A 21,238-nucleotide genomic window follows, 5' to 3' on the forward strand; every position below is an offset into this window, starting at 1 on the left:
CGGGGCCCTTTGACGCCTCTTACGCGGAAGTCCCGTTCACCGCGAACTGCTCCAGCGCACCCGCCAGGTCAGCCTTGACCCGAGCGCGTAGTTGCGTGCCGGACGCGGTGTGCTCCTCCAGCAGGATCTCGCCCTCTTGGTGCACGCGCGCGACAAGCTCACCGCGCACGTACGGGACGAGCACGTCGACCTCCACGTCAGGCCGCGGCAGCAGCTCGCCGATGCGTTCCCGCAGCTCGTCGATGCCCGCACCCGAGTGGGCGGACACGAACACCGCGCCGGGCAGCAGGTGGCGCAGCCGGGCCAGGGCGAACTCCGTGGTGGCGTCGGTCTTGTTGACCACCACCAGCTCCGGCGGCATGGCCGCGTCGCGCCGCCTGCCGATCTCGCCGAGCACCTCGCGCACGGCGTTGACCTGCCACTCCGGCATCGGGTCGGCGCCGTCGACCACGTGCACCACCAAATCGGCGTCGGCGACCTCGTCCAGCGTCGACCGGAACGCCTCGACCAGCTGGTGCGGCAGGTGCCGCACGAAGCCGACCGTGTCGGTGAGCGTGTAGGTGTGGCCCTCAGGGGTCTGCGTGCGGCGCGTGGTCGCGTCGAGGGTGGCGAACAGCGCGTCCTCCACCAGCACGCCCGCGCCGGTGAGCGCGTTGAGCAGGCTCGACTTGCCCGCGTTGGTGTACCCGGCGATCGCGACGCTGGGCACGGCGTTGGACGTGCGCAGGCCGCGCTTGGTGTCGCGGACCACGCTCATGGCCTGGATCTCCTTGCGCAGCTTGGAGATCTTGGCCCGGATGCGCCTGCGATCGGTCTCCAGCTTGGTCTCACCGGGACCGCGCAGACCCACACCGCCGTTGCCGCCACCGGCTCGACCACCGGCCTGCCGGGACAGCGTCTGACCCCAGCCGCGCAGGCGCGGCAGCAGGTACTGCAGCTGCGCCAGCTCCACCTGGGACTTGCCCTCCCGCGACCGGGCGTGCTGGGCGAAGATGTCCAGGATGAGCGCGGTGCGGTCGATGACCTTGACCTTGAGCCGGGCCTCCAGCTGCTGCAGCTGCGACGGGGAGAGCTCACCGTCGCAGATGACGGTGTCCGCGCCGGTGGCCCGCACCACTTCGCCGAGCTCCTGCACCTTGCCCGAGCCGACGTAGGTCGCGGGGTCCGGCTTGTCGCGGCGCTGCACGAGGCCCTCCAGGACCTCGGAGCCCGCGGTCTCGGCCAAGCGCGCCAGCTCGGCGAGCGACGCCTCGGACTCCAGGGCCGTGCCCTCGGTCCAGACGCCGACCAGAACCACCCGTTCGAGTCGGAGTTGGCGGTACTCGACCTCGGTGATGTCCTGCAGTTCGGTCGACAGACCGGCGACGCGCCGCAGGGAGGAACGCTCTTCGAGTTCCAGTTCACCGAGTGAGAGCTCAGCCAAGTCGGACGCCGTGTCGTAACCGTTCTGACTGATTTCCTCTGTCACCTGGTGAACCCGTCCTTCGTGTTGTTCGCTCCGCGGCGAATTTTCCCGGCGCCCCTTGGCGTCCCTGCTTCCCATCGTCCCACGTTGCAGCGCCCGATTCGACCCGGTTATTCCCCGGGGTACAGCGCGACGTAGACGGCGGTGCGCTCGGCGCCGGGGGTGGCGGGCCGCTCGGCGTACTCGTCGAGCAGGGCGCCGATGCGGTCCATCAGCTCGGCGCGGCCCGCGGCGTCGACCTGCACGACGAGGCGGGTCTGGTCGAGCGCGCCGAGGCCCGAGCCGGAGATCTCGTTGAGGTACGCCTGCAGCATCGCCTCGGCGATGCTCTGGTCGGGGTCGGGTCCGAGGTTCAGCCGCCAGGAGAGCCCGGTGCTCAGGTACGGGATCTCCTTGGCGCCCCGGTTGCCGCGGCGCACGGGCTGCGGCTCCAGGAAACCGGCCGCGACCAGCTTGCGGACGTGATGCAGCGTGGTCGCCGGGTCCTTGTCCAGGTGCTCGGCGATCTCCTTGTTGGTCAACGGCCGCCGGTACGCCAGTCGGATGATCCGCAGCCGCACCGACGACGCCAGCGCCTCCAACTCCGCGGGCGAGGCGGCGCGGCGACCCGGTCGAGGCGTGTTCACACCCACAAGGGTAAAGCCGAGGACTAAGTGATTGACAGCTTCCAATCACTCGACGCATCCTGAGTCCCGTGACGACCTCACTGCGCACCCACCAGGACTTCCGACGCCTCTGGATCGGCGACACGATCGCCCAGTTCGGCTACTTCGTCGGCCACCTCGCCCGGCCGCTGCTCGCGGTCGGGGCGCTGCAAGCGAGCGCGGCCAAGATGGGGCTGCGCACCGCGGTGGGGTGTGGCTTTGTTCGTGGTGGGCGTCCTCGTCATCAACTTCAGCGCCGTCATCTACAACGTGGCCCAGATCAGCTACCGCCAACGCGTCTGCCCCGACCACCTCCTGGGCCGTATGAACGCCAACATCCGCTGGACCGTCAGGGGAACCATGCCCTTGGGGGCCCTGCTCGGCGGGGCACTGGCTACCTGGCTCGGAATCCGCCCCACCCTGTGGATTTGCGTCGCGGGTTGGGTCGCCGCCTGTCTCTGGACCGCTCCGCTGCTCAAACCCGACGAAACCCACGCCACCCTCGAACCCCGATCAACCACTCCAGCAACAGAGAACCAGCCCCTCCACCAACCCTGCAAAGGAGCCGCGCCCTCCACCGCAATCAAAGCCCCGCCCTCACACCGACATCCACACGACACTCCAAATCCGCCCCGACAAACAGAACCCACCACACCGAGAGAAGCGCCCATGACAAAGGCACCGCCCACTTCACCCACCACAACCCCACCCCGAAGAGAACCGAGGCTGCCTCGCACCAAACCGCCTTAACCAAGCGGCCCTTGGTCGACTCAGCCCAGGACCGGTGGCGACGAGCGGCCCACAACCGGGGCCATCGGCCTCGGCCAACTCATCGACGGGAGACCCATCACCAGCCACCACCGCATCCGCGCCTGCGCCACGATGCCTGGCCCGTATTCAGCGCTGGACCAGGCAGGTACTCGAGCCTCCGCTCGATCCGCACTGGCGCGGTTCAGGTAGAACGCATCCAGTGCAACCGTCGCGTGCCGCCCACACGCCACCGCCCGCCATCACCTCTTGCAGGCTGGTTGGCAGCACGCTCCAGTTGCACAGCAAGGTGGCGCTCTCACCTGACCGCCTGGACAGGCGGCTGTCCTTCGCCGGGTTCATACCGCCAGCGCCGGGTTCCGCCGGACCAGCCGGGTGTGCCTGCCCTGAACCACCTTCGACACCAGGTTCGGCCTTCACACCATCCTTGCACTCACCCAGCAGTGCCAAGAGTCAACAATTGCTCGATTGGTGGTCCGACGAACTGATGCTCGGCGGACCGAGGCCTGAGGACCGTGGTCCGACCGCCGCGGGCTTGCTGATGGCCGGCTCGGTCGGTGATTCGGTGGTGGTGAGCCCTTTCGAGTACCTGCCGCATGGTGGCGGGTGCGCTCGATCGTGGCTCAGATGCCGCCAAGTCCCTGAATGGACCGTGATCCACAGTCGCTGCTTGCGATTCTCGGCCCGCTGCGGGGTTTCGGTGATCCTGCTGGCCGCTGCCCTGATCTCGCGGCAGAGTCTGGCGCGCGGATGCTAGGCCGTCCGGGGTGGTGGGGTCTTCTGCCACGCCTGGCCGAAGTGGCGGATCAGTGGTGGGTAGACGATCAGGTGTCGGAAGGGGGCGATGGCTTTCATGTACGCCCATCCGAGTGTGCCGTTCGGTTTGACCAGTACGGCCATCTGGCCCCGGTAGCCGCCGGTGCCGTCGGGAACCCAGGCGAGGTGCATGACCGCGTGCACGGTCCGGTTGGCGACCTCCGCTGCCCATTCGGTCTCGGTCAGGTAGACGGAAGTGAAGGGGCGGTTGGGGAACACCGGTCCGGGTGGGGCGGCCAGCAGGTCGGCGGGCAGCCGTTCGCGGAGGGTCTCCACTCGGGTGCCGAGGCCGGAGTTCGGGGCGTCCCAGCCGAACCACGCGCCCAGTTTGCGGCGGATCGCGACCAGGGCGCGGGCGGCCCGGGACGGGGTGTCGGCGGAGTCGCGGTTGGCGGCGAGGTGTACCAGGCGGGGGAAATCCTCGACGCCGCCCGGAGTGGGTAGCGCCCAGACGTCTTCGAGGTGGAAGTCGGGGGCTATCTCGTGGATGCGCCATGGCCGCTGGGTGTGCGCGGTGTTGGGGAGCCTCATGCCGTTGTCTCCGTCTGCTCGGTGAGAGTTCGCCGGTGCACGGAAACCGGGGGACCCGGACGACTCAGCTCCTGGCGAACGACGGGGACCGTCAGCAGACCGTCTTGCAGCGGGCAGCCCCGAAACCCACCGTACTCGCCTCGACATCTCGACGGTGCCAAGTGGACGTACGGCATCGGCCAGTCAGACGTGCTGTCCGGCTCTTCGGGGCGGTGTCCGGTCCGCTTTGGATGTTGGGCGGATCCGCCGCGAAACCAGACAGACCAACGTGATCCATCGGACAGGCCAGTCGGGTTCGGGCGCCTTTCCGGGCAACGCAAGGGAAGACCCGGCCAGGTGAGAGAGGGTGATGGCAAGGCTCTGAGACAGAGAGGTTCGGCCTAGGAGATTGCGTCCAGACTCGGCAATTGGTTCGTCGGGTGGGCGCAGGCATCGATATGCCTTGGGCCGTGTTGGGTCCGAGGTCGGAGCGTTGGGGCGGAGCAGTCGGGGAGGTGGTGTTGGCGGGACTCGGTCAGGCGTGGGTGATCCACCAGTCGTCGGTCAGGGTGCCTTGGGCGACGAAGACGGCGGGGCCGGTGAGGGTGCTCGTGGTGGGGGTGATGGTGACCTGCACGGTGCCGCCGGGGATGTGGACGGTCACCGAGCCCGTGGCGTGGTCGCGCGCGTCCAGGTAGGCCGCCGCGGCGGCGACCGTGCCGGTGCCGCAGGAGCGGGTCTCGCCGACGCCGCGTTCGTGGACGCGCATGCGGATCTCGTCGGGGGCGACGGGTTCGACGAACTCGAGGTTCACGCCTCGGGGGAACACCTCGGGGTCGAAGCCGGGCTGCCTGGTCAGGTCCAGGTCGGCGACGCCCTCGACGACGCAGGCCAGGTGGGGGTTGCCCACGTCGATGCCCAGGCCCGGGTACCGGGCGTCGCCGACGGTGGTCTCCGAGCGGCCGGTGACCCGGACCGGGCCCATGTTCACCGTGACGGTGCCGTCGGCGTTCACCGTGGCGGGGCGCATGCCGCCCCGGGTGGCGATCGGGATCTCCACGACCTCGCCGGGGGCGGACGGGACCAGGGCGGCGTCGTGCAGGTAGCGGGCGAAGACGCGCACGCCGTTGCCGCACATCTCGGCTCGGGAGCCGTCGGCGTTGCGGTAGTCCATGAACCAGGTGTCGCCGTCGAGGCCTGCGGGGGCGTCGGGGACGTGGCGGGTCCGCACGACCCGGAGGACGCCGTCGGCGCCGAGACCCCGCCTGCGGTCGCAGAGGGCGCGCACGCGGGAGTCGGTCAGGTCCAGGTCGCCGTCTGGGTCGGGCAGCACCACGAAATCGTTCTCGGTGCCGTGTGCCTTGAGGAACGCGATCGCCACGGCACCAGGCTACTGGCGCTCCCACCTCGACGGACACGGACCACGGCGCTAGCCGGGCGTGGTGACGCGGGTCAGCGCGAGCGCGGCGTCGACGAGGTCGGGGCGGGCGGCGTCCAGCCACGCGATGCGGTGGTCGCGGCGGAACCAGGAGCGTTGGCGGCGGACGAAGCGCCGGGTGGCCCTGGCTGTGTCGTTCGCCGCCACGGTGAGGTCACCGTCGGTGTCCAACGCGGTGAGGACCTGTTGGTAGCCGAGGGCGCGCGCCGCCGTCTTGCCGTCGCGGAGGCCGTGGGTGGTGAGGGCGCGGACCTCGTCGACCAGGCCGTCGGCGAACATGCGGGTGACGCGCAGGTCGACGCGGGCGTCGAGGTCGCCGTTGGGGCGGTCGAGGCCGACCATGACCATGCCGTAGCGGGCGGGTCCGGGTCGGGGCATGGTCGCGGAGAACGGGCGACCGGTCAGCTCGATGACCTCCAGTGCCCGCACGACGCGGCGGCCGTTGGTGGGGAGCACCGCCTCGGCGGCGACCGGGTCCAGTTCGGTCAGGCGCGCGTGCAGCGGGGCCGGGCCGACCTCGGCGAGTTCGGCTTCCAGACGGCCGCGGATGGCCGGGTCGGTACCGGGGAACTCCAGGTCGTCCACCACGGCCTGCACGTACAGCCCCGAGCCGCCCACCAGCACGGGGACGCGCCCCCTGGCCAGCACGTCCTCGATCGCCGCGCGGGCGTCGCGCTGGTAGGCCGCGACCGAGGCCGTCTCGCGCACGTCCAGCACGTCCAGGAGGTGGTGCGCGACACCGCGCCGTTCGACCTGGGTGATCTTGGCGGTGCCGATGTCCATGCCCCGGTAGAGCTGCATGGCGTCCGCGTTGACGACCTCGCCGCCCAGCCGTTCGGCCAGGGCGACGCCGAGGTCGGACTTGCCGGTGGCGGTGGGGCCGACCACGGCGACCGCGAGGCTCACCCGGCCACCCAGGTCGCGAAGTGGTAGGCCACGCCGAACGGGACCGACATCCGCGCCTCGGCGCGCCAGTCCCCGCCGGTGGCGCGCACGGCACCCGCCAGCACCTGCCAGGGCGCGCGGCCCGCGGCGCCCAGCTCGGCGGCGAGGTCGGGGTCCAGCGCGGACAGGGCGTCGAGGTCGACGGCCGCCAGTGCCTTGGCCACGGTGTCGTCGAAGTCGCCCGCGCGGTCGTCCGGTCGGCCGACGGCGCGCTCACCGTGGCGGTGCGACCCGTCACCGAGGACGAGCAGGCCGACCGGGTCGTCGCCCGCCAGCTCCGCGGCCAACTCGGCGCCCAACGCCGCGCAGTCGGCGGGCGGCAGGTCGAATGGCACTATCCGGACAGTCACGTCGCCCGCGCCCACCTCCGCGCGCAACCACCCGGCGACCAGGGCGGGCAGGGGCAGGTCGGGGTCGGCGAACGCCAGGTCGGCCGACGCGCCGAGGCCGACGCGCACGTCGACGCCGTAGCCGCGGAACGTGCCGGCCACCTCCGGGCCGAAAAGTCCTGGTCGCGCGCCCGCGCCGACTACGCACCACCGGGGGGTGGCTTCGGCGAGGGCTCGGGCCGCGGCCACGCACCCGGCGCGCACGGCGTCCGCGTCCCGGTCGCCTCCGCCGGTCAGTTCCGGCACGATCAGGGGGGGATGCGGCAACACGGCGGCACGGCGGATCACGACGCGAGATTACTGTCCGTCGACAATCTTGGCGTCGGCGGCCCACGGACCCCACCTTTTGCGGCACCATGATGACCATTGCGGCTCTCCGGAGTACCCACGCGCGCCGTGACCTGTTTGAATGCGCGCGGGTACCACGGAAGTCGCGCGGCCTGTACGGGCCGTACGCACAGTGCTGGGCCCCACGTGAGTGGGGCGCCCGCGTGGACGCGGGCACGCAGGCAGGAGGAATCGGCCATGACGGACAACGACGAGCGCGCCGAGGCAGCGGTGGAATCGGCAGTGGTGGAACCCGCGGCCGCGGAGCCGGAGGCCGGTACCCCGGTCCCGGAGGAGGCCCCGGCAGCGGTTGCCGAGCAGGAACCGCCTGCCACCCCGGACGCGACGCCCGCCGACACGGCCCCGTCACCCACTTCGGACGCGACGCCAGCCGACGCGGCTCCGGTACCCACCCCGGACGCGACACCCGCCGACGCGGCTCCGTCACCCAGTCCGGTCGCGGTCACCCGGGCCGCGGCGCCCGCCGCCGCGCCGGAGACCGCCCCGCACGTGGCCGCGGCGTCCACCGACCCGGGTCGCTGGGGCCGGGTCGACGCGGACGGCACCGTCTACGTGCGCACCGCCGACGGCGAGCGCGCGGTCGGGTCGTGGCAGGCCGGTGAGCCCGAGGAGGGCTTGGCGCACTTCGCGCGCCGCTTCGACGACATCCGCACCGAGGTGGAGCTGCTGGCGTCCCGGCTGGCGTCGGGCTCCGGCGATCCGAAGCAGGCCGCGACCAACGCCCGGCACATCAAGGACTCGCTGGCCGAGGCGCACGTGGTCGGTGACCTCGTCGGGCTGGAGGCGCGCATCGACCAGGTGCTGGCCGGGGCGTCGGAGGCCATCGATCGGGTGAAGCACGCCCGCGAGGAGGCCAGGACGGCGTCGGTCGCGCGCAAGCAGGAGCTGGTCGAGGAGGCGGAGAAGCTCGCCGAGGAGTCCACGCAGTGGAAGGTCGCGGGCGACCGGCTGCGCGGCATCCTGGACGAGTGGAAGACGATCAAGGGCGTCGACCGCAAGACCGACGAGCAGCTGTGGCGCCGGTTCTCCAAGGCCCGCGACACGTTCAACCGCAGGCGCGGGTCGCACTTCGCCGACCTCGACCGCCAGCGCGCCACCGCCAAGACCCGCAAGCAGGAGCTGGTGGAGGAGGCCGAGCGCCTCTCCGAGTCCGACGACTGGGGTCACACGGCGGGCCGGTACAAGGAACTGATGCTGGAGTGGAAGGCGGCGGGCCGCGCGCCCAAGGACGCCGACGACGCGCTCTGGCAGCGGTTCCGGGCCGCCCAGGACGCCTTCTTCTCGCGCCGCTCCTCGGTGTTCGACGAGCGCGACGCCGAGTTCGCGGACAACGCGAAGAAGAAGGAAGAGCTGCTGACCGAGGCCGAGAAGATCAACCCCCAGGGCGACCTGGACGGCGCCAGGGCCCACCTGCACCGCATCCAGGAGCGCTGGGAGGAGATCGGCAAGGTCCCGCGCGAGCGCATCCGGGAGCTGGAGGGCAGGCTCCGCTCGGTGGAGGAGAAGGTCCGCGCCGCGGGCGACGCCCAGTGGCGCCGCACCGACCCGGAGGCCGAGGCCCGAGCCGCCCAGTTCCGCGAGCGGGTGCAGCAGTTCGAGGCCCAGGCCGCCAAGGCCCGCGCCGCAGGCGACAAGCGGCGGGCCGAGCAGGCCGAGGCCCAGGCCGCCCAGTGGCGCGAGTGGCTGGCGGCGGCGGAACAGGCCGTGGCCACCCGCTGACGAACGATTAGAGGTGACACCGGTGGCCCCCGCCGAAGTTCAGGCGGGGGTCACCGGTGTATCGGGCTGCCGTGATCGAGAAACGCCGCTACGGCCGGAAGACCCGCAGGTCAGCAAGCTATGGTGCCCGCACACGCGGGGATGGCCCCTGCTGCTCTAACGCGGCGCGAGCGTGCAGTGATGGTCCCCGCACACGCCGGGATGGCCCGGAATACGCGTCCGGCGCAAGCCCGACCCGGAATGGTCCCCGGACACGCGAGGATGGCCCGCCGTCGACCAGGTCCGCTGCGAGACGTTCCTGGTGGTCACCGCACACGCGGGGTGGCCCGACCGTCACCATCGCGGCCAGTGCGACGGTGGTGTGGTCCCGCACACGCGGGGATGGCCCGCCGTGCCGCGCGGCAGCAGCCTCTTGATGGTGTGGTCCCCGCACTTGCGGGGATGGCCCTGGGTTCCGTCCAGCGCCCTCCATTCGGTCACGATGGTCCCCCGCGCATGCGGGGATGGCCTGTAGCGGATGTCGTCGAGCCGTTCTTCGGTGGCACGGTCCCCGCACACGCGGGGATGACTCGGCTCGGTAGAGCGCGTGGCCGACGAGCTACATGTGCTCTCCGCACACCGTGGGGATCGTCCCGCGTGCGCAGGGGCGCCCCCAGCCCACTGAGCGGCCCCCGCCGCACAACGGGGTGGCCTATCCCCTCCTCAACCGCCGCCGATCCGTTCACGCGAGGATGGTCCGGTCTCCAACCCACGCGGCTCACCTGGACGTGATCGCCGAGGGCCTCGTACACAGCAAGGTGCTCGCCGGGAACGGCGCAGTCGTCCCTGCGCGCGCAATGCTGATGCCCAATGGGTGGTTGTTTGCGCTTGGCCGCAGGTGGCGAAGTCGGTCCGCAGAACGGGTACTGCGCGCACTTCGGCCACCATCTCCCAGCTCACAGGCACCGCCTGTGCCCGCGGTCGCGCAGTTTTTCGCCCCCACGCGAGTTATCCACATGCTCCGAACTCGTCCACAGGATTCCGCCGCCCCTTCTCGGACACCCCCTCCCCGATAAACTGGAGCAGGGCTGTCCCCCCAGAGGAGGGCGGGGGCTGCGCTCTTGGGCGGGGGCTGCGCTCTTGGGCGGGGTGGGCAGCAGAGGCTGCTTGAGGGTGGAGCCGCCGTCGCGGGGGGCGGACTAGTCGGCGTTGTGGTTGGCCGGGGGACGGGTCCAGGCCGTTTTGAGCCAGAGGGCGGCGGTGACGACCATGGCGGCTTCGCTGATGGCCAGGCCGATGCCCGGGCCCGGGGACGTCAGGCCCGCCGTGGACTGGCGGGTCCAGATCGCCAGGAGGCCGTCGACCGCCGCGAACCAGCCGCCCAGGGCGGCGGCCCAGATCAGGGGCCAGCGGCGGAGGGCGAGGGCCAGGGCGGACGTGACGATGCCGAAGGCCAGGGAGGTGCCTGCGAAGAGGCGGGGGACGGTGCCCGCCCGGCCTGCCGCGTCGTCCGTGCCGAGGAGGACTTGCCAGCCCGCCGAGTCGCCCATCCACGGGAGGATGTAGCCGACGATCAGGACGAAGACGGCCACGGCGATGATGATGGCCCGGAGGCCCAGGTCCACCGGGGCTCGGCGCTCCACCGCGTTCACCTCGTCGCGGATGGCCGCGATGTCTTCCTCGGACGACGTCATCCGCAGCCTCCGGTGACCGGTTGGGGTGCCGGGGTGCCGAAGCCGGGGAGGCCGAGGCTCACGCCGGGCGTCTTGGGGCGCAGGCCCGCGGCGTGGTTGTCGCCCGCGCGGGTGCGGCGGTGGGAGACCGGCTCCCCGTCGGCGACCAGGTGGTGGGGCGCGGCGTAGGTGACGACCGCCTCGACCACGTCACCCGGGCGGATGTCCCCCGACCCGGGGGTGAAGTGCACCAGGCGGTTGTCGCGGGCCCGGCCGCTCATCCGCCGCGTATCGGCGTCCTTGCGGCCCTCGCCGGTGGCCACGACGATCTCCAGCGTCCGGCCGACCTGGGTCTTGTTCTGCTCCCACGAGATCTCGTTCTGCACCGCGATCAGGCGGTCGTAGCGCTCCTGCACGACCTCCTTCGGCAGGTGGCCCGGCATGGTCGCCGCGGGCGTGCCCGGGCGCTTCGAATACTGGAAGGTGAAGGCGCTGGCGAACCGCGACTCGCGGACGACGTCGAGGGTGGCCTGGAAGTCGTCCTCCGTCTCGCCGGGGAAGCCGACGATGATGTCGGTGGTGATCGCGGCGTCGGGCATGGCGGTGCGGACCTTGTCGATGATCGACAGGTAGCGGGCCGAGCGGTACGAGCGGCGCATCTCGCGCAGCAGGCGGTCCGAGCCCGACTGCAGGGGCATGTGCAGCTGGTGGCACACGTTCGGGGTCTCGGCCATGGCGGCGATGACGTCGTCGGTGAAGTCCTTCGGGTGCGGGGAGGTGAACCGGACCCGCTCCAGGCCGTCGACCTCGCCGCAGGCGCGCAGGAGCTTGCCGAAGGCGAAGCGGTCGCCGAACTCCACCCCGTACGAGTTGACGTTCTGCCCCAGCAGCGTCACCTCGAGCACACCCTCCGCGACCAGGGCCTGGGCCTCGGCCAGGATCTCCCCCGGTCGACGGTCCTTCTCCCGGCCGCGCAGTGACGGGACGATGCAGAAGGTGCACGTGTTGTTGCACCCCACCGAGATCGACACCCACCCCGAGTACGCCGAGTCGCGGCGGGCGGGCAGCGTCGACGGGAAGACCTCCAGCGACTCGAGGATCTCCACCTCGGCGCGGCGGTTGTGCCGGGCGCGGTCGAGCAGCACGGGCAGCGAACCGATGTTGTGCGTGCCGAACACCACGTCCACCCACGGCGCCTTGCGGACGATCTCGCCGCGGTCCTTCTGCGCCAGGCAGCCGCCGACGGCGATCTGCAGGTCCGGGTTGGCCGACTTCACCGGCGCCAGGTGGCTGAGGTTGCCGTACAGCTTGTTGTCGGCGTTCTCCCGCACCGCGCAGGTGTTGAACACCACGACGTCGGCCTGCCCGCCCTCGGGCACGGCGACGTACCCCGCGGCCTCCAGCAGGCCGGACAGCCGCTCGGAGTCGTGGACGTTCATCTGGCACCCGTAGGTGCGGACTTGGTAGGTTCGCGCGCTCATCTCGGTTCCCGAGAGTACGCTGCGCCGCCCGGGGGCCGAGGACCACCGGTGGCGAAGTCACGCTTCCCCGTGTTCCGCGGCCCCGGTTCTGGGAAGATCGGCGGATGACGCGCGCGCGGCCCGGCCTCAGGTTCGCGGCCGCGCTGTGCGCGCTGCTGACCCTGCTGTCGGGGTGCGACGCCCAGTTCCCCGAGGCCCGGCTGCGCATCGCGGCGGGCAACCTCAACGGCGTCTACAACAACATGGCCCAGTACCTAGCCGACACCTGGCAGCGCACGCTGGGCATGCCGCACCCCGAGGTGCTCGACACCAGCGGCTCCCCCGAGAACGTGACCAAGCTGCTCAGCGGCGCGGCGGACATCGCCTTCAGCGCCGCCGACGTGGCCGCCGAGCCCCACCCGGGCGGCGCCCAGCCGCAGGCGCTGGCCCGCATCTACAACGACTACCTGCACATCGTGGTCCGCGCCGACGGCCCGATCCAGCGCTTCGCCGACCTGCGCGGCAAGCGGGTCGCGGTCGGCTCACCCGACTCCGGTGTCGAGTTCATCGCCGACCGCATGCTGCGCATGTTCGACCTCGGCGACCCCGGCGCGCTGGACCGCCGGTCGATGAAGGTCACCGAGTCGGCCGAGGCGCTGCGCGACGGGAAGATCGACGCGTTCTTCTGGTCCGGTGGGCTGCCGACCGAGGCGATCTCGCGGTTGGCCGACGTGGTGTCGATCCGGCTGCTCGACCTGACCGAGGAGATGCCGTTGCTGCGCAAGCAGTACCCGGTGTACAACTCGGCGTCGATCCCGGCGTCGACCTACCGGCTCACCGGGCGCCCGGTGAACACGTTGGCGGTGCCGAACTTCCTGCTGGTGTCCGCCGACATGTCGCCGGACCTCGCGGAGGCGCTGGTGCGCGAGTTCTTCGACGCGCAGCCCGCGATGGCCAAGCAGGTGCAGGCGGCGCTGGCGATCGACCGCCAGTCGGCCATCGAGACCGATCCCGTGCGGCTGCACCCGGGCGCCGAGCGCTACTTCCGGGCCGAGAAGGCGTGACCCTCCGCGGGTAGCTCCACCGTGACGCGCAGCCCTCCGCCGTCCGGGAGTTCCAACCTGAGTTCCCCGCCCGCGTGCGCGATGACGCGGCTGACGATCGCCAGGCCCAACCCGGAGCCGGGCACGTTCTGGTGGGAGTTGCTGCGCCAGAACCGGTCGGTCGCGCGCTCCAACTCGTCCTGGCGCAGACCGGGCCCGTGGTCGCGGACCGACAGGCGCACCCGGTCGCCGACTACCTCGACCGCGACGAGGACCTGCGAGCCCGGGTCGGTGAACTTGAGCGCGTTGTCCAGGAGCGCGTCGAGGATGCCGTCGACGCTGCGGGCGGGCGCCAGGGCGCGCACCGGGGCCACCGCGCCGTCCACGTCGAGGGTGATGTCCCGCGCGGCCGCGACGACCCGCCAGTCCGCGACCCGTTCGTCGACCACCTCGTCGACGTCGGTCGGCACGAGTTCGCCGCGGCTGTTCTCGGCGCGCGCCAGGGCCAGCAGCTCGTCGAGGATGCGCTTGAGCCGGTCGGCCTCGGCCGCGGCGGCGACGCGGTGGTCGTCGGCCTCGGTGTCGACGTGGCCCTCGAGGTTGACCAGGCGCAGCTTGAGCGCGGTGAGCGGGTTGCGGAGCTGGTGCGAGGCGTCGGCGACGAAGGCGCGCTGGGCGGCGAGCGTGTCGCCGACGGAGGTGGCCATCCGGTCGAACGAGCGGCTGAGCTTGCGCAGTTCCGGCGGGCCGTGCTCGTCGCCGACCGGGTCGGCCTCGCGCCCGCTGACCACGGCGGCCACCAGCGACCCGGTGGCCTCGTCGAGCCTGCGCACCGGTCGCAGGATCCACTGGATGACCGGGACCGCGAGCATCAGCGCCAACGCGAACGCGAGCACCCCGCCCGCGGCGATCATCAGCCACCACCACAGCATCCGGTCGCGGCTGCGGTCGGTCGGCGACACGGTGATCACCGCGCCGCGCACTTCACCGTCGACCAGCACCGGACCGGCGAGGACGAGGGGTTTGTCGTCCCACGGGAGCAGCAGTGCCCCCGGTTGCGGTCGACGACCCGCGAGCGCTTCTTGGAGCCTGTCGCGCACTTGGTCGTCGCCCAGGTCCACCGCACGCGCGCTGCCGTAGCTCGCCGACCGGACGACGGCGCTGCTCTCCTGGTCGACGATCAGCACGCCGATGCCGTAGAGCTCCGAGTAGCGGTTCAGCTCCTCGCGCAGCGACTCCGGGTCGCCGTCGACGAGCGGTCGTTGGGCCATCGAGGCGAACCGGGTGGTGTCGGCGAGCCGGTCGAGGAACAGCCGCTGCTGCTCGGCGCCCGCGACCGCCAGCGCCAGCGGCACGCCGAGGCCGAAGACCAGCAGCGCCACCACGAACCAGACCATGCCCAGCAGCCGCGTGCGCATGTCGCCTCCCCCGAACGCCTCCTACCCGAGTCTGCCGGGTTGGCCCGACAGGCGGTACCCGACGCCGCGCACGGTCTCGATGAGCGCGGGCCTGCCGAGCTTCGTCCGCAATGTTGCCACGTGCACGTCCAGGGACCGGTTCTCCGCCGCGCCCGCGCGGCCCCACACCTCGGCCAGGATCAGGTCCCGGCCGCACACCGAGCCCTCCGCGCCGACGATGAGCGAGAAGACCTGGAACTCCTTGCGGGACAGCGGAACCACCTCACTGTCCACAGTGACCTCATGGCGGTCGAAGTCGACCCGCACGCCGTCGAGCTGCACCACGCCGCTGGGCGCGCCGCCGCGGTCGGAGCGGCGCCTGCGGACCGCGTGCACCCTGGCCACGAGCTCGTCGACGTCGTAGGGCTTGACCAGGTAGTCGTCGGCGCCCGCGCGCAGCCCGACGATCCGGTCGTCGACCTCGGCGCGGGCGGAGACCACGATGACCGCGACGTCGCTGGCGGCGCGGATCTGTCGACACAGGACCACCCCGTCCACATCGGGCAGGCCCAGGTCCAGCAGCACCACGTCGACCTCGTTGACCAGGTCGAGCACGCCCGCGCCGGAGGCCAGCCTGCGCACCGCCAGACCCCGGCGCACCAGGGCCGGGGTCAGCGCGTCGGCGACCCGGTCGTCGTCCTCCACGAGCAGCACGCGCACTCGAAACCTCCGCATCCGACGGTCCCGCTCGGCACCGAGAGCGAGCGCCCGGTTGTCGCGCGTGACACAGTTGAGACCCTAAGTGTTGCTCAAGGCCCATGGGCGTGGTGGTCGCGCCGGAGTAAGTTTCCGCCAACGCCCACCCCTCGGCACGGGAATTCCGGTACGCGAGCACTCGCGGAGGAGAAGATGACCGCCACCAACACCGCACCTCCGATGATCAGGATGGCGTCGGTGGACAAGTACTTCGGTTCGCTGCACGTGCTGCGGGAGATCGACCTCGAGGTGCCCAAGGGGCAGGTCGTGGTGGTGCTCGGCCCGTCCGGGTCGGGCAAGTCCACGCTCTGCCGCGCCATCAACCGGCTCGAACCCATCAACACCGGGGTGATCGAGGTCGACGGCAAGCCGCTGCCCGACGAGGGCCGGGAGCTGGCCGAGCTGCGCGCCGAGGTCGGCATGGTCTTCCAGTCGTTCAACCTGTTCGCGCACAAGACGATCCTGGAGAACGTGATGCTGGCGCCCGTGAAGGTGCGCAAGCAGCCTGCGGCGGAGGCGCGCAAGGCCGCGCAGCAGCTGCTGGAGCGGGTGGGCATCGCGAGCCAGGCGGACAAGTACCCGGCGCAGCTCTCCGGTGGTCAGCAGCAGCGGGCGGCGATCGCGCGGGCGCTGGCCATGCGGCCCAAGGTGATGCTCTTCGACGAGCCGACCTCGGCGCTGGACCCGGAGATGGTCCAGGAGGTGCTCGACGTGATGACCTCGCTGGCCGCCGACGGGATGACGATGCTGGTCGTCACGCACGAGATGGGCTTCGCGCGCAAGGCCGCGCACCGCGTGCTGTTCATGTCCGACGGCGAGGTCGTGGAGGACAGCACGCCGGAGTCGTTCTTCACCGCGCCGAAGACCACGCGCGCCAAGGACTTCCTTGGCAAGATCCTCACCCACTGACGCCCGGGTGCCGCGGCGGCACGAGACCACGACCGAGATCCGAATCCGTCCAAGAAGATCGGGAGAGCACACACGATGAGGGTTCGTAGCCTGGTAGTGGGGCTGCTGGCGACCGGTTTGGCGCTGACCGCGTGCGGCAAGGAGGTGACCCCGTCATCGGGTGGTCAGACGACCACCCCGCCCCCCGCGGCGACCGGTGTCACCGTCGACGGTTCGCCCACGTTCGACCGGATGAAGCAGGCCGGGAAGATCACCATCGGGGTCAAGGAGGACCAGCCCGGGCTGGGCAGCCGGAACCCGACCACCAAGGAGTTCTCGGGCTTCGACATCGAGATCGCGCGGCTGGTCGCGGCGAAGCTCGGCTTCGACAAGGACAAGATCGAGTACAAGGTCGTGCAGAGCGCGGGCCGCGAGGCCGCGATCGTCAACGGCGACGTCGACATCTACGTCGGCACGTACACGATCAACGACAAGCGCAAGCAGCAGATCTCCTTCGCGGGCCCGTACTTCGTCGCGGGTCAGGCGCTGCTGGTGCGCAAGGACGACTCCAGCATCACCGGCAAGGAGACCCTCAAGGGCAAGAAGGTGTGCTCGGTGACCGGCTCCACGCCGATCCAGCGGGTGCGCGACCAGCAGCTCACCGAGCCCGCGAACATCATCGAGTTCCAGGGCTACTCGCAGTGCGTGGACAAGCTGCTGACCAAGGAGGTCGACGCGGTCACCACCGACGACGCCATCCTCAAGGGCTTCGCCGCGCAGAACCCCGAGGACCTCAAGGTCGTCGGTGAGCCGTTCTCCAAGGAGCCCTACGGCATCGGCCTGGCCAAGGACGACAAGGCGCTGCGCGACAAGGTGAACGACATCCTGCAGGGCGCGCTGGACGACGGAACCTGGCAGAAGATCTACGACTCGACGCTGGGCAAGTCCGGTTCGCCCGCGACGAAGCCGACGCTCGAGCGCTACTGATCCGCTGATGGCCTGACGTCCCGGCGGGCGACCCTTGCCCGGGTCGCCCGCCGGTCTGGTCGTCGACGAGTTGGAGTGAGGGCACATTGGGCGCGCTACTGGACAACCTGCCGCTGTTCCTGTCGGGGTTCCGCACCACGGTGTGGCTGTTCCTCGTCTCGGCCGCGGCCTCGCTGGTCTTCGGCACCATCCTGGCGATGCTGCGGGTCAGCCCCGTGCCGATCCTGCGGGGCATCGGCACGCTCTACGTGACGGTCGTGCGGAACACGCCGCTGACCCTGGTGTTCCTGTTCTTCATCTTCGCCTACCCGCTGCTCAAGATCGTCGACCTGTCCTACGCCGTGCGGGCCATGGTGGCGCTGTCGGTGTACACCTCGGCGTTCGTCTGCGAGGTCGTGCGCTCCGGCATCAACACGGTCCCGGTCGGGCAGGCCGAGGCGGCGCGGGCGCTCGGGCTCAACTTCGGGCAGACGCTGGGGTCGGTGATCCTGCCGCAGGCGATGCGCGCGGTGGCGCCGCCGATGATGAGCACGCTGATCGCGCTGCTGAAGAACACCACCATCGCGGCGGGCTTCTCGGTGGCCGAGGCGGGCGCGATCCGCGCGGTGCTGGCCGACAAGGGCTACCCGCAGATGGTCACGCTGGCCTGGGTGGCGGTCGGGTTCATCCTGCTGGTCATGGTGCTGACGCTGGTGCAGCGGACCTTCGAGAAGCGCTGGAGCCGTGCGCGATGAGCAACGTCCTGTTCGACATCCCCGGCCCCCGGGCGCGGGTCCGCCACCGCCTGTACGCGGTCCTCGGCGTGGCCGCCGTGGCCGCCTTCGTCGGCTTCATCGTCTGGCGGCTGGCCGAGAGCGGCGAGTTCGCAGCGCGCAAGTGGGAGTGGATCCAGTACAAGCAGGTGCAGGAGGACCTCGCGGCGGCGGTCGGCAACACCCTGCGGGCCTTCGCCCTCGGCGCGGTGCTGGCCCTGGCGTTCGGCGCGGTGTTCGCCGCGGGCAGGCTCTCGGACCACAAGCCGGTGCGGGTCGTGGCCGGGTTCGTGGTGGAGCTGTTCCGGGCGATCCCGCTGCTCATCCTGATGTTCATGTTCTACTACGGCCTGCCGACGCTCGGCGTGCGGATGTCGCCGTACATGGCGGTCGTGCTGGGCCTGACGCTGTACAACGGCTCGGTGCTCGCGGAGGTCTTCCGCGCGGGCATCCAGGCCCTGCCGAAGGGCCAGAGCGAGGCGGCGTACGCGCTGGGCATGCGCAAGACCCAGGTGATGGTCCTGATCCTGCTGCCGCAGGCGCTGCGCACGATGCTGCCGACGATCATCAGCCAGCTCGTGGTGCTGCTCAAGGACACGGCGCTCGGGTTCCTGATCACGTACGAGGAACTGCTGAACTACGCGCGCTACATCGGCTCGATCTACGCTTTCGGGGACCTGGACAGCCAGATCTTCTTCTACCGGCCGATCATCCCGACGACGATCGTGGTAGGGGCTATTTACATCACGCTGTGCCTGCTGCTGACCCTGCTGGCCAACCGGCTGCAGAAGCGGCAGCGGCGCAACCGCAAGATCCAGGCCGCCCCGGCGGAGGCTGTTGTCTGATTTTTTCGGCGAACCGGTGCCCGTTCCGCTTCGGCGGGGCGGGCACTGTGCTGTTCGCGCTCGGCCCTTGTGCGCCTCGAACGTTCCGGCGGGATTGTGTTCTCTCGTGGTCTTGGCGCGGTTTCGAGTTGGTGCTCGGTGGGGTGAATTGTCTTTGTGCGGGGCCTTGACCTCAAGGGGGCGATGCGCCGGGCATGGGATGATCTTCGTGGGTGAGTGATCGGAGATCGTGTGGTTGCGTGTCGGGTGATATTGAGTTCGGAGGAGCGGGAGACGATCTCGCGGGAGTTATGGGTGGGGCGGTCGTTCCGGTTCATCGGTCGGGTGTTGGGTCGGCATCATTCGGTGGTCGCTCGTGAGGTTGCCCGCAATGGTGGGAGATTGGCGTATCGAGCGTTGAGGTCGGGCAAGCGTGCTGCGGCGATGCGGAAACGGCCGAAGCCGCGGAAGCTGGAACAATTCGGCCGCTTGCTCGGTTGTGTGATGGCGGATTTGGATCGCCGATGGTCGCCGCGGCAGATCGCGACCAGAATACGGATGGAGTCCCCGACCGAGCCGGAGATGCGCGTGTCCCACGAGACGGTCTGCCAGACTCTGTTCGTCCAGGGAAAGGCGAGCTGCGGGCCATGATGTGCGAGCCCTGCGGTCGGGCCGGGCGAAACGGGTGTCACCGTCGGCGAAGCGGCCCAGGCGCGACCCGATCGTGGGCGTGGTCAACATCGGCAAGCGCCCGAAAGGGGCCGACGATCGTGCCGTGCCCGGCTTCTGGGAGGGCGACCTCATCCTTGGATCCGCCTGCGAATCCCAGATCCTCACTCTCGTGGAGCGGCTGACGCGGTTCGTGATGCTGTTCCGGGTCCCGCACGACCGTTCTGCGGACCGGATCGCGAGCTCAACGGTCGCCCTCGACAGACCCGGGATTGGGTACGAACCTGTCGAGAAGCTGAACGAACTGCTGGTCAAACACGGTGGGAGGGGCAAGCCCGCCCACCCGCCGGGAAGCTTGGCAGGTCTGCCCCCCACCACACACACGCAAAGACAATCCACACCCATCGAGCAGTTGAGACGGGTGCGATGGATTGGCTGGGGGTGCAGGTTGGCAGACGTCGAGGGCTGGCGGGCTCGACTTGGCGTGGTAGGAAGAGTTCGCGGAGTGGCTGTGGCGAGTGGGCATGCACGGCTTGGCCCGATGGACATGGGTCGGCACATGCAGGGGCCAACAGGCTCGGCTTGATGGGGTAGATCAAGGCGAGACGCTGGGCGATTGCCGGGGGCGTGTCACGTTCGGCCGGGGTGCGAATGAGCGAGGCGTGGCGGCCCGGAAGGCGCGACGGAGGAGGCATTCGAGCTGGTCAGAGGCTATTTTGAACACCCCGCCGGACCCAGCACAGCCCCCGCCCTCCTCTGGGGGGACAGCCCTGCTCCAGCCTATCGGGTCTGGGGTGGCGGGGAAGGGGGCAGGAAATCCTGTGGACAGAGTCGGGGCATGTGTATAACCTGTGAGGCTTATTCACGGCTGGCGATGATCACCCCAAAGTAAGAGGTGGCGGCCCGTTTGAGAGAATTCAGTTACCACACCTAGTTCTCGAAAACGGACCGCCTCCATGTATCATACCACCGGCCTCACCCGAGACCGTGTCGAGGAATTATGTGCTCTGATCCGCGAAGCGAGCGAAGGGTCGATTCGTCGATGGCCGCCGGTTCTGGGCTTGTATCGCTCTGTAGTGGTCACGTTGGCGTACTTGCGGCGGAATCGGGTTCAAGCGGAGTTGGCGGAAGCGTTCGAGGTGTCGCGGTCGACGATCAGTCGGGCGATCGCGGTGGTGACACCACTGTTGGCCGGCGTGCTCGAGGAGTGCGTTCCGGCGGCCGATGATCTCGACGACCGCAATTCTCATATAGTGGACGGGACGCTGCTGCCGTGCTGGTCCTGGGCTTCCCGTCCGGAGTTGTTCTCCGGGAAGCACCGCACGACCGGGTTCACCGTCCAGGTCGTGTGCACTCCGGACGGACGTCTGAGATGGGTGTCGGATCCGATGCCGGGGTCCCGGAACGACATTGTCGGCTTGAAAGCCTCACACGTTCTCGACGGACGAGACCCCGGTACCTGGCTCGGCGACAAGGGCTACATCGGCAGCGGCATCCTGACCCCGATCAGAAAGCCCCGAAACCGCGAGCAACCCGACTGGGAAAAGGTGTTCAACCGGCACCACAACTCCATCCGTGTCGTGGTCGAACGCGCCATCGCCCAACTCAAGACCTGGCGTGTTCTCCACACCGACTACCGGCGACCCATCAACACCTTCGCCGACACCATCTCGGCCGTTATAGGACTCTACTTCTACGCCGCTGAATAAGCCTCCGTGGGTAGGCGAAAAATGCGCGAAGCCCGGTGCCGCTTTGGTTGGCGGCACCG

General features: G+C 70.2%; 19 protein-coding genes. 8 read left to right on the forward strand and 11 right to left on the reverse strand.

Features of this window, described 5'->3' with window-relative positions; translation table 11 throughout:
* Positions 1 to 19 precede the first annotated feature (19 nt).
* The 7 genes from hflX to V5P93_RS30380 form a co-directional block, all read right to left on the reverse strand.
* Complete coding sequence (gene hflX / locus V5P93_RS30350; protein ID WP_374065110.1) at positions 20 to 1,468, reverse strand: GTPase HflX; 1,449 nt, start codon at positions 1,466 to 1,468, stop codon at positions 20 to 22.
* A gap of 107 nt (positions 1,469 to 1,575) precedes the next feature.
* The gene (locus tag V5P93_RS30355) at positions 1,576 to 2,091 is read right to left on the reverse strand and encodes a transcriptional regulator (RefSeq protein ID WP_245931769.1); all 516 of its coding nucleotides are present in this window, start codon (positions 2,089 to 2,091) and stop codon (positions 1,576 to 1,578) included.
* A gap of 77 nt (positions 2,092 to 2,168) precedes the next feature.
* Complete coding sequence (locus V5P93_RS30360; protein WP_146108386.1) at positions 2,169 to 2,372, reverse strand: hypothetical protein; 204 nt, start codon at positions 2,370 to 2,372, stop codon at positions 2,169 to 2,171.
* A 1,258-nt stretch (positions 2,373 to 3,630) separates the two neighbouring features.
* Complete coding sequence (locus V5P93_RS30365) at positions 3,631 to 4,224, reverse strand: DUF2867 domain-containing protein (protein ID WP_104483275.1); 594 nt, start codon at positions 4,222 to 4,224, stop codon at positions 3,631 to 3,633.
* A 514-nt stretch (positions 4,225 to 4,738) separates the two neighbouring features.
* Positions 4,739 to 5,584: a diaminopimelate epimerase gene (gene dapF / locus V5P93_RS30370; RefSeq protein ID WP_104483276.1), complete on the reverse strand. Its 846-nt coding sequence runs from the start codon at positions 5,582 to 5,584 to the stop codon at positions 4,739 to 4,741.
* A 48-nt stretch (positions 5,585 to 5,632) separates the two neighbouring features.
* On the reverse strand, positions 5,633 to 6,547 hold the full coding sequence (gene miaA / locus V5P93_RS30375; RefSeq protein ID WP_219824197.1) for a tRNA (adenosine(37)-N6)-dimethylallyltransferase MiaA: 915 nt from the start codon (positions 6,545 to 6,547) through the stop codon (positions 5,633 to 5,635).
* Positions 6,544 to 7,263, reverse strand: coding sequence for a hypothetical protein (locus V5P93_RS30380; protein ID WP_104483278.1), 720 nt, complete (start codon positions 7,261 to 7,263; stop codon positions 6,544 to 6,546). Before V5P93_RS30380 ends, miaA begins: the two co-directional genes overlap by 4 nt.
* 237 nt (positions 7,264 to 7,500) lie before the next feature.
* Between V5P93_RS30380 and V5P93_RS30385 the strand changes: the two genes are divergently transcribed.
* Positions 7,501 to 9,042 (forward strand): DUF349 domain-containing protein, encoded by a 1,542-nt coding sequence (locus V5P93_RS30385; RefSeq protein ID WP_245931770.1) that lies wholly within the window; start codon positions 7,501 to 7,503, stop codon positions 9,040 to 9,042.
* Positions 9,043 to 10,220: 1,178 nt separating this feature from the next.
* Here V5P93_RS30385 and V5P93_RS30390 read toward each other — a convergent pair.
* Complete coding sequence (locus V5P93_RS30390; RefSeq protein ID WP_104483279.1) at positions 10,221 to 10,715, reverse strand: hypothetical protein; 495 nt, start codon at positions 10,713 to 10,715, stop codon at positions 10,221 to 10,223.
* On the reverse strand, positions 10,712 to 12,175 hold the full coding sequence (gene miaB / locus V5P93_RS30395) for a tRNA (N6-isopentenyl adenosine(37)-C2)-methylthiotransferase MiaB (RefSeq protein ID WP_104483280.1): 1,464 nt from the start codon (positions 12,173 to 12,175) through the stop codon (positions 10,712 to 10,714). Before miaB ends, V5P93_RS30390 begins: the two co-directional genes overlap by 4 nt.
* Before the next feature lie 104 nt (positions 12,176 to 12,279).
* Between miaB and V5P93_RS30400 the strand changes: the two genes are divergently transcribed.
* Positions 12,280 to 13,218 carry a TAXI family TRAP transporter solute-binding subunit gene (locus V5P93_RS30400; RefSeq protein ID WP_104483281.1) on the forward strand — a complete coding sequence of 313 codons (939 nt, stop codon included), beginning with the start codon at positions 12,280 to 12,282 and terminating at the stop codon, positions 13,216 to 13,218.
* On the opposite strand, the gene V5P93_RS30405 is transcribed toward V5P93_RS30400, so the two are convergent.
* A complete protein-coding gene (locus tag V5P93_RS30405; protein ID WP_104483282.1) occupies positions 13,194 to 14,615 on the reverse strand; it encodes a HAMP domain-containing sensor histidine kinase in 1,422 nt (473 codons plus the stop codon). The genes V5P93_RS30400 and V5P93_RS30405 overlap by 25 nt on opposite strands.
* A gap of 21 nt (positions 14,616 to 14,636) precedes the next feature.
* The gene (locus V5P93_RS30410; RefSeq protein ID WP_181043930.1) at positions 14,637 to 15,314 is read right to left on the reverse strand and encodes a response regulator transcription factor; all 678 of its coding nucleotides are present in this window, start codon (positions 15,312 to 15,314) and stop codon (positions 14,637 to 14,639) included.
* Positions 15,315 to 15,530: 216 nt separating this feature from the next.
* Between V5P93_RS30410 and V5P93_RS30415 the strand changes: the two genes are divergently transcribed.
* The 6 genes from V5P93_RS30415 to V5P93_RS30440 all read left to right on the forward strand — a co-directional run bounded on the left by V5P93_RS30415 (position 15,531) and on the right by V5P93_RS30440 (position 21,179).
* Complete coding sequence (locus V5P93_RS30415; protein WP_181043931.1) at positions 15,531 to 16,259, forward strand: amino acid ABC transporter ATP-binding protein; 729 nt, start codon at positions 15,531 to 15,533, stop codon at positions 16,257 to 16,259.
* A 75-nt stretch (positions 16,260 to 16,334) separates the two neighbouring features.
* Positions 16,335 to 17,225 carry a glutamate ABC transporter substrate-binding protein gene (locus tag V5P93_RS30420; protein WP_104483285.1) on the forward strand — a complete coding sequence of 297 codons (891 nt, stop codon included), beginning with the start codon at positions 16,335 to 16,337 and terminating at the stop codon, positions 17,223 to 17,225.
* A gap of 86 nt (positions 17,226 to 17,311) precedes the next feature.
* A complete protein-coding gene (locus V5P93_RS30425; RefSeq protein WP_104483286.1) occupies positions 17,312 to 17,959 on the forward strand; it encodes an amino acid ABC transporter permease in 648 nt (215 codons plus the stop codon).
* The gene (locus tag V5P93_RS30430) at positions 17,956 to 18,822 is read left to right on the forward strand and encodes an amino acid ABC transporter permease (protein WP_104483287.1); all 867 of its coding nucleotides are present in this window, start codon (positions 17,956 to 17,958) and stop codon (positions 18,820 to 18,822) included. The genes V5P93_RS30425 and V5P93_RS30430 overlap by 4 nt, the downstream gene beginning before the upstream one ends.
* Positions 18,823 to 19,068: 246 nt before the next feature.
* Positions 19,069 to 19,452, forward strand: coding sequence for a helix-turn-helix domain-containing protein (locus V5P93_RS30435; RefSeq protein ID WP_181043928.1), 384 nt, complete (start codon positions 19,069 to 19,071; stop codon positions 19,450 to 19,452).
* A 974-nt stretch (positions 19,453 to 20,426) separates the two neighbouring features.
* Complete coding sequence (locus V5P93_RS30440) at positions 20,427 to 21,179, forward strand: transposase family protein (protein WP_374065111.1); 753 nt, start codon at positions 20,427 to 20,429, stop codon at positions 21,177 to 21,179.
* The last annotated feature ends 59 nt before the right edge of the window (positions 21,180 to 21,238 follow it).

Source organism: Actinokineospora auranticolor (genome assembly GCF_041897805.1).
In the GTDB taxonomy this organism is placed as follows: domain Bacteria; phylum Actinomycetota; class Actinomycetes; order Mycobacteriales; family Pseudonocardiaceae; genus Actinokineospora; species Actinokineospora auranticolor.